The following is an 8134-nucleotide window of genomic DNA, read 5'->3' as shown; positions in this document are numbered from 1 at the left end:
GTTGTGACGCTGATCCACCCAATCGCGATGGACGACGGTCTGCGTTTCGCAATCCGTGAAGGCGGCCGTACCGTTGGTGCGGGCGTGGTTGCTAAAGTTCTCAGCTAATTGCTGATAACATTTGACGCAATGCGCATGAAAAGGGCATCATTTGATGCCCTTTTTGCACGCTTTCACATCAGAACCTGGCTCATCAGTGATTTTTTTTGTCATAATCATTGCTGAGACAGGCTCTGCAGAGAGCGTATAATCCATAAAGGGATTAAGCGTATCGATTTGGTCGCCTCGCAATCGCGGGGTGAAATTATTTGTAGAATTCTTCTGACAGGTTGGTTTATGAGTGCGAATACCGAAGCTCAAGGGAGCGGGCGCGGCCTGGAAGCGATGAAGTGGGTCGCTGTCGCCGTGCTGCTGATTGTGGCAATCGTTGGCAACTATCTTTATCGTGACATGATGCTGCCGCTCCGCGCGCTGGCAGTGGTGATTCTGATTGCTGCAGCGGGCGGTGTCGCGCTGTTGACGACTAAAGGTAAAGCAACCGTTGCTTTTGCACGTGAAGCGCGTACCGAAGTCCGCAAGGTCATTTGGCCGACTCGCCAGGAAACATTGCACACAACGCTGATCGTAGCGGCGGTTACCGCTGTAATGTCACTGATCCTGTGGGGACTGGATGGTATTCTGGTTCGCCTGGTTTCCTTTATTACTGGCCTGAGGTTCTAAGATGTCTGAAGCCCCTAAAAAGCGTTGGTACGTCGTTCAGGCGTTTTCCGGTTTTGAAGGCCGCGTAGCAACGTCGCTGCGTGAGCATATCAAATTACACAACATGGAAGAGTTATTTGGCGAAGTTATGGTTCCGACCGAAGAAGTGGTTGAGATCCGTGGCGGCCAACGTCGCAAAAGCGAGCGTAAATTCTTCCCGGGTTACGTGCTGGTTCAGATGGTGATGAACGACGCGAGCTGGCACCTGGTGCGCAGCGTACCGCGCGTGATGGGCTTTATCGGCGGCACGTCTGACCGTCCGGCGCCAATCAGCGATAAAGAAGTTGATGCGATTATGAACCGCCTGCAGCAGGTGGGTGATAAGCCGCGTCCTAAAACGCTGTTTGAACCGGGTGAAATGGTTCGTGTTAGCGACGGTCCGTTTGCTGACTTTAACGGCGTCGTTGAAGAAGTGGACTACGAGAAGTCCCGCCTGAAAGTTTCTGTTTCTATCTTCGGTCGTGCGACCCCGGTAGAACTGGACTTTGCGCAGGTCGAAAAAGCCTAAGCAGCGATCAAAAAAGCGGCGATTTAATCGTTGCACAGGGCGCGAGATTGGAATACAATTTCGCGCCTTTTGTTTTTATGGGCCCCGGCCCGTAAAACGAATTTTATTCACGGGGAGCCTTACTGAGGCGCTATTACCCAATCAGAGGATTTTAGAATGGCTAAGAAAGTACAAGCCTACGTCAAGCTGCAGGTTGCAGCTGGTATGGCGAACCCAAGTCCACCAGTTGGTCCAGCTCTGGGTCAGCAGGGTGTGAACATCATGGAATTCTGTAAAGCGTTCAACGCCAAAACCGAATCCCTGGAAAAAGGTCTGCCAATCCCAGTCGTAATCACTGTTTACGCTGACCGTTCTTTCACTTTCGTTACCAAAACCCCTCCAGCAGCTGTTCTGCTGAAGAAAGCGGCTGGTATCAAGTCTGGTTCCGGTAAACCGAACAAAGAGAAAGTGGGTAAAATTTCCCGCGCTCAGCTGCAGGAAATCGCGCAGACCAAAGCTGCCGACATGACTGGTGCCGACATTGAAGCGATGACTCGCTCAATCGAAGGTACTGCACGTTCCATGGGCCTGGTAGTGGAGGACTAAGAAATGGCTAAACTGACCAAGCGCATGTCCGTGATCCGTGACAAAGTTGATGCGACCAAACAGTACGACATCAACGAAGCTATCGCTCTGCTGAAAGAACTGGCAACTGCTAAGTTCGTTGAAAGCGTTGACGTTGCCGTTAACCTCGGCATCGACGCGCGTAAATCCGATCAGAACGTTCGTGGCGCAACTGTACTGCCACACGGTACTGGCCGTTCCGTTCGCGTAGCTGTATTTGCTCAGGGTGCAAACGCTGAAGCTGCTAAAGCTGCCGGCGCTGAACTGGTAGGTATGGAAGATCTGGCTGATCAGATCAAGAAAGGCGAAATGAACTTTGACGTTGTTATTGCTTCTCCAGATGCAATGCGCGTTGTTGGCCAGCTGGGCCAGGTTCTGGGTCCACGCGGCCTGATGCCAAACCCGAAAGTTGGTACTGTAACCCCTAACGTTGCTGAAGCGGTTAAGAACGCTAAAGCAGGTCAGGTTCGTTATCGTAACGACAAAAACGGCATCATCCACACCACCATCGGTAAAGTGGACTTTGACGCTGACAAACTGAAAGAAAACCTGGAATCTCTGCTGGTTGCGCTGAAAAAAGCGAAACCAACTCAGGCGAAAGGTGTGTACATCAAGAAAGTTAGCATCTCCACCACCATGGGTGCAGGTGTTGCAGTTGACCAGGCTGGCCTGAGCGCTGCTGCAAACTAATGCCTTTACGTGGGCGGTGATTTTGTCTACAATCTTACCCCCACGTTTGCTAACGAAAGTTAGCGGCTAAAAGATTTGTTCGTTGGAGCCTGGCCTATCCAGGCCTCCGTCGAAGACCGCAGGTGTTTCGCAAGAGACTTAATCCCCTGCGTAGACGGTGACAGAACGCTAAGATTATTTTTGGATACTCTGGCTTGTTTCTGCTCACCGTATTAAGACGCTCTTTCCGTTAGGAAGAGTGAAGTGAGTTCCGGAACATGAGTTCCGGCAAACATCCAGGAGCAAAGCTAATGGCTTTAAATCTTCAAGACAAACAAGCGATTGTTGCTGAAGTCAGCGAAGTAGCCAAAGGCGCGCTGTCTGCAGTAGTTGCGGATTCCCGTGGCGTTACTGTAGACAAAATGACTGAACTGCGTAAAGCAGGTCGTGAAGCTGGCGTATACATGCGTGTTGTTCGTAACACCCTGCTGCGTCGCGTAGTTGAAGGTACTCAGTTCGAGTGCCTGAAAGACACGTTTGTTGGTCCGACCCTGATTGCATACTCTATGGAACACCCGGGCGCTGCTGCTCGTCTGTTCAAAGAGTTCGCGAAAGCGAATGCAAAATTTGAGGTCAAAGCTGCAGCCTTTGAAGGTGAGTTGATCACGGCATCGAACATCGATCGCCTGGCAACCCTGCCGACCTACGAAGAAGCAATTGCACGCCTGATGGCAACCATGAAAGAAGCTTCGGCTGGCAAACTGGTTCGCACTCTGGCTGCTGTTCGCGATGCGAAAGAAGCTGCTTAATCGCAGTTATCTTTATAAAGCATTTGCTTACGTATAAACTTATTCTGATTTTCAGGAACAATTTAAATGTCTATCACTAAAGATCAAATCATTGAAGCAGTTGCAGCTATGTCCGTAATGGACGTTGTAGAACTGATTTCTGCAATGGAAGAAAAATTCGGTGTTTCTGCTGCTGCTGCTGTAGCTGTAGCTGCGGGCCCGGCTGAAGCTGCTGAAGAAAAAACTGAATTCGACGTAATTCTGAAAGCTGCTGGCGCTAACAAAGTTGCTGTTATCAAAGCAGTACGTGGCGCAACTGGCCTGGGTCTGAAAGAAGCTAAAGACCTGGTAGAATCTGCTCCAGCTGCGCTGAAAGAAGGCGTGAGCAAAGACGACGCAGAAGCACTGAAAAAATCTCTGGAAGAAGCTGGCGCTGAAGTTGAAGTTAAATAAGCCAACTTTTCTGGTTGCAGCCTAAGTCATTAGGCTGATGGCTGGTGACTTTTTAGTCACCAGCCTTTTTGCGCTGTAAGGCATCAGTAGCATTTCACACTGTTTGACTGCTGGTTGTCCTGACAATGCATGTTTCTATCGACGACTTAATATATTGCGACAGGGTGCTCGCTCTGTGTAAATCGCGACGAAATGATTTAAGCGTGATAGCAACAGGTATTGCGGAAAGTATTCAATTTTCCGGTCCACAAAATGGTGTTGCACAAACTGTCCCTTCGTCGGACAGATGGGTCGACTTGTCAGCGAGCTGAGGAACCCTATGGTTTACTCCTATACCGAGAAAAAACGTATTCGTAAGGATTTTGGTAAACGTCCACAAGTTCTGGACATTCCATATCTCCTTTCTATCCAGCTTGACTCGTTCCAGAAGTTTATCGAGCAAGATCCTGAAGGGCAGTACGGTCTGGAAGCAGCCTTCCGCTCCGTGTTCCCGATTCAGAGCTACAGCGGTAACTCCGAGCTGCAGTACGTCAGCTACCGCCTTGGCGAACCGGTGTTTGACGTTCAGGAATGTCAGATCCGTGGCGTGACCTATTCCGCACCGCTGCGCGTAAAACTGCGTCTGGTGATCTACGAGCGCGAAGCGCCGGAAGGCACCGTAAAAGACATTAAAGAACAAGAAGTCTACATGGGTGAAATTCCACTCATGACAGACAACGGTACTTTCGTCATCAACGGTACTGAGCGTGTTATCGTTTCCCAGCTGCATCGTAGCCCGGGCGTCTTCTTCGACAGCGATAAAGGTAAAACACACTCTTCCGGTAAAGTACTGTATAACGCACGCATCATTCCTTACCGTGGTTCATGGCTGGACTTTGAGTTCGATCCGAAAGACAACCTGTTTGTCCGTATCGACCGTCGTCGTAAGCTGCCTGCAACCATCATTCTGCGTGCGCTGCAATACACCACTGAACAGATCCTCGACCTGTTCTTTGAGAAAGTGATCTTTGAAATCCGCGACAACAAGCTGCAGATGGAGCTGGTGCCGGAACGTCTGCGTGGTGAGACCGCGTCGTTCGACATCGAAGCCGACGGCAAAGTGTACGTGGAAAAAGGTCGCCGTATCACCGCGCGCCACATCCGTCAGCTGGAAAAAGATGATATCAAACTCATCGAAGTTCCGGTTGAGTACATTGCAGGAAAAGTAGCCGCGAAAGATTACGTTGACGAGTCAACGGGTGAGCTGATCTGCCCAGCGAACATGGAGCTGAGCCTGGATCTGCTGGCTAAGCTGAGCCAGTCTGGCCACAAACGTATCGAAACGCTGTTCACCAACGATCTGGACCACGGCGCGTATATGTCTGAGACTATTCGCGTCGACCCAACCACCGATCGTCTGAGCGCGCTGGTAGAAATCTACCGCATGATGCGTCCTGGTGAGCCACCAACTCGCGAAGCGGCGGAAAGCCTGTTCGAGAACCTGTTCTTCTCCGAAGACCGCTACGATCTGTCCGCGGTTGGTCGTATGAAGTTCAACCGTTCTCTGCTGCGCGACGAAATCGAAGGTTCCGGTATCCTGAGCAAAGACGACATCATCGAAGTGATGAAGAAGCTCATCGATATCCGTAACGGCAAAGGCGAAGTGGACGATATCGACCACCTCGGCAACCGTCGTATCCGTTCCGTAGGCGAAATGGCGGAAAACCAGTTCCGCGTTGGCCTGGTACGTGTAGAGCGTGCGGTGAAAGAGCGTCTGTCTCTGGGCGATCTGGATACCCTGATGCCTCAGGATATGATCAACGCCAAGCCGATTTCTGCAGCAGTGAAAGAGTTCTTCGGTTCAAGCCAGCTGTCTCAGTTCATGGACCAGAACAACCCGCTGTCTGAGATTACGCACAAACGTCGTATCTCTGCACTCGGCCCAGGCGGTCTGACCCGTGAACGCGCAGGCTTTGAAGTTCGAGACGTACACCCGACGCACTACGGTCGCGTATGTCCAATCGAAACGCCTGAAGGTCCAAACATCGGTCTGATCAACTCCCTGTCCGTGTACGCACAGACGAACGAATACGGTTTCCTCGAGACCCCGTACCGTAAAGTGACTGACGGTGTTGTAACCGACGAAATCCACTACCTGTCTGCTATCGAAGAAGGCAACTACGTTATCGCTCAGGCGAACTCCAACTTGGATGACGAAGGCCACTTTGTAGAAGATCTGGTTACCTGCCGTAGCAAAGGCGAATCCAGCTTGTTCAGCCGTGACCAGGTTGACTACATGGACGTTTCCACCCAGCAGGTGGTATCCGTCGGTGCGTCCCTGATCCCGTTCCTGGAACACGATGACGCCAACCGTGCATTGATGGGTGCGAACATGCAACGTCAGGCCGTTCCAACTCTGCGCGCTGATAAGCCGCTGGTTGGTACCGGTATGGAACGTGCTGTTGCCGTTGACTCCGGTGTTACTGCAGTTGCTAAACGTGGCGGTACTGTTCAGTACGTCGATGCATCCCGTATCGTTATCAAAGTTAACGAAGACGAGATGTATCCGGGCGAAGCAGGTATCGACATTTATAACCTGACCAAATACACCCGTTCTAACCAGAACACCTGTATCAACCAGATGCCTTGTGTGTCTCTGGGTGAGCCAGTTGAGCGCGGCGACGTGCTGGCAGACGGTCCGTCCACCGACCTCGGTGAACTGGCGCTCGGTCAGAACATGCGCGTAGCGTTCATGCCGTGGAACGGTTACAACTTCGAAGACTCCATCCTCGTCTCCGAGCGTGTGGTTCAGGAAGATCGTTTCACCACCATCCACATTCAGGAACTGGCATGTGTGTCCCGTGACACCAAGCTGGGGCCAGAAGAGATCACCGCTGACATCCCTAACGTGGGTGAAGCTGCGCTCTCCAAACTGGATGAATCCGGTATCGTTTACATCGGTGCGGAAGTGACCGGCGGCGACATTCTGGTTGGTAAGGTAACACCGAAAGGTGAAACCCAGCTGACGCCAGAAGAGAAACTGCTGCGTGCCATCTTCGGTGAGAAAGCGTCTGACGTTAAAGACTCTTCTCTGCGCGTACCAAACGGCGTTTCCGGTACGGTTATCGACGTTCAGGTCTTCACCCGTGACGGCGTTGAGAAAGATAAGCGTGCGTTGGAAATCGAAGAGATGCAGCTCAAACAGGCTAAGAAAGACCTGTCTGAAGAACTGCAGATCCTCGAAGCGGGTCTGTTCAGCCGTATCTATGCGGTGCTGGTTGCCGGTGGCGTTGAAGCTGAGAAGCTCGACAAACTGCCACGCGATCGCTGGCTGGAACTGGGCCTGACCGACGAAGAGAAACAAAATCAGCTGGAACAGCTGGCTGAGCAGTATGACGAACTGAAACACGAGTTCGAGAAAAAACTCGAAGCGAAACGCCGCAAAATCACTCAGGGCGACGATCTGGCACCAGGCGTGCTGAAGATTGTTAAGGTGTATCTGGCCGTTAAACGTCAGATCCAGCCTGGTGATAAGATGGCAGGTCGTCACGGTAACAAGGGTGTTATCTCTAAGATCAACCCGATCGAAGATATGCCGCACGATGCTAACGGTACGCCGGTAGATATCGTACTGAACCCACTGGGCGTACCGTCTCGTATGAACATCGGTCAGATTCTGGAAACCCACCTGGGTATGGCTGCGAAAGGTATCGGCGACAAGATTAACGCCATGCTGAAGCAGCAGGAAGAAGTCGCGAAACTGCGCGAATTCATCCAGCGTGCCTACGATCTGGGTACCGACGTTCGTCAGAAAGTCGACCTGAATACCTTCAGCGATGAAGAAGTGCTGCGCCTGGCTGAGAACCTGAAAAAAGGTATGCCAATCGCAACGCCAGTCTTCGATGGTGCGAAAGAAGCTGAAATTAAAGAGCTGCTGCAACTGGGTGGTCTGCCAACGTCTGGTCAGATTACGCTGTTTGACGGCCGTACCGGTGAACAGTTCGAGCGTCCGGTAACCGTAGGTTACATGTACATGCTGAAACTGAACCACCTGGTCGACGACAAGATGCACGCTCGTTCTACCGGTTCTTACAGCCTGGTTACTCAGCAGCCGCTGGGTGGTAAGGCTCAGTTCGGTGGTCAGCGCTTCGGGGAGATGGAAGTGTGGGCGCTGGAAGCATACGGCGCGGCATACACCCTGCAGGAAATGCTCACCGTTAAGTCTGATGACGTGAACGGTCGTACCAAGATGTATAAAAACATCGTGGACGGCAACCATCAGATGGAACCGGGCATGCCAGAATCCTTCAACGTACTGTTGAAAGAGATTCGTTCGCTGGGTATCAACATCGAACTGGAAGACGAGTAATTCTCG

The 8134-nt window shown here is 51.6% G+C and carries 8 protein-coding genes; all 8 read left to right on the top strand.

Annotation, left to right across the window (positions count from 1 at the left end; translation table 11 throughout):
• A partial coding sequence (locus FU672_RS23440) for an EF-Tu C-terminal domain-related protein (protein WP_072109227.1) occupies window positions 1-108 on the top strand: 108 nt, incomplete at its 5' end.
• 228 nt (window positions 109-336) lie between these two features.
• Window positions 337-720 carry a preprotein translocase subunit SecE gene (gene secE / locus FU672_RS23435; RefSeq protein ID WP_014068449.1) on the top strand — a complete coding sequence of 128 codons (384 nt, stop codon included), beginning with the start codon at window positions 337-339 and terminating at the stop codon, window positions 718-720.
• Window position 721: 1 nt separating this feature from the next.
• The gene (gene nusG / locus FU672_RS23430; protein ID WP_002438628.1) at window positions 722-1267 is read left to right on the top strand and encodes a transcription termination/antitermination protein NusG; all 546 of its coding nucleotides are present in this window, start codon (window positions 722-724) and stop codon (window positions 1265-1267) included.
• A 156-nt stretch (window positions 1268-1423) separates the two neighbouring features.
• On the top strand, window positions 1424-1852 hold the full coding sequence (rplK, locus tag FU672_RS23425) for a 50S ribosomal protein L11 (RefSeq protein WP_148245049.1): 429 nt from the start codon (window positions 1424-1426) through the stop codon (window positions 1850-1852).
• A 3-nt stretch (window positions 1853-1855) separates the two neighbouring features.
• Window positions 1856-2560 carry a 50S ribosomal protein L1 gene (rplA, locus tag FU672_RS23420; RefSeq protein WP_006176745.1) on the top strand — a complete coding sequence of 235 codons (705 nt, stop codon included), beginning with the start codon at window positions 1856-1858 and terminating at the stop codon, window positions 2558-2560.
• A 290-nt stretch (window positions 2561-2850) separates the two neighbouring features.
• On the top strand, window positions 2851-3348 hold the full coding sequence (rplJ, locus tag FU672_RS23415; protein ID WP_005132895.1) for a 50S ribosomal protein L10: 498 nt from the start codon (window positions 2851-2853) through the stop codon (window positions 3346-3348).
• 66 nt (window positions 3349-3414) lie between these two features.
• The gene (rplL, locus tag FU672_RS23410; protein ID WP_006176746.1) at window positions 3415-3780 is read left to right on the top strand and encodes a 50S ribosomal protein L7/L12; all 366 of its coding nucleotides are present in this window, start codon (window positions 3415-3417) and stop codon (window positions 3778-3780) included.
• Between the two features lie 319 nt (window positions 3781-4099).
• On the top strand, window positions 4100-8128 hold the full coding sequence (gene rpoB / locus FU672_RS23405) for a DNA-directed RNA polymerase subunit beta (RefSeq protein WP_148245048.1): 4029 nt from the start codon (window positions 4100-4102) through the stop codon (window positions 8126-8128).
• The last annotated feature ends 6 nt before the right edge of the window (window positions 8129-8134 follow it).

Source organism: Enterobacter asburiae, from assembly GCF_008080435.1.
Lineage (GTDB): Bacteria > Pseudomonadota > Gammaproteobacteria > Enterobacterales > Enterobacteriaceae > Enterobacter > Enterobacter asburiae_C.
Note: the sequence above shows the minus strand (reverse complement) of the source record. Positions and strands in the feature narration are given on the sequence as shown.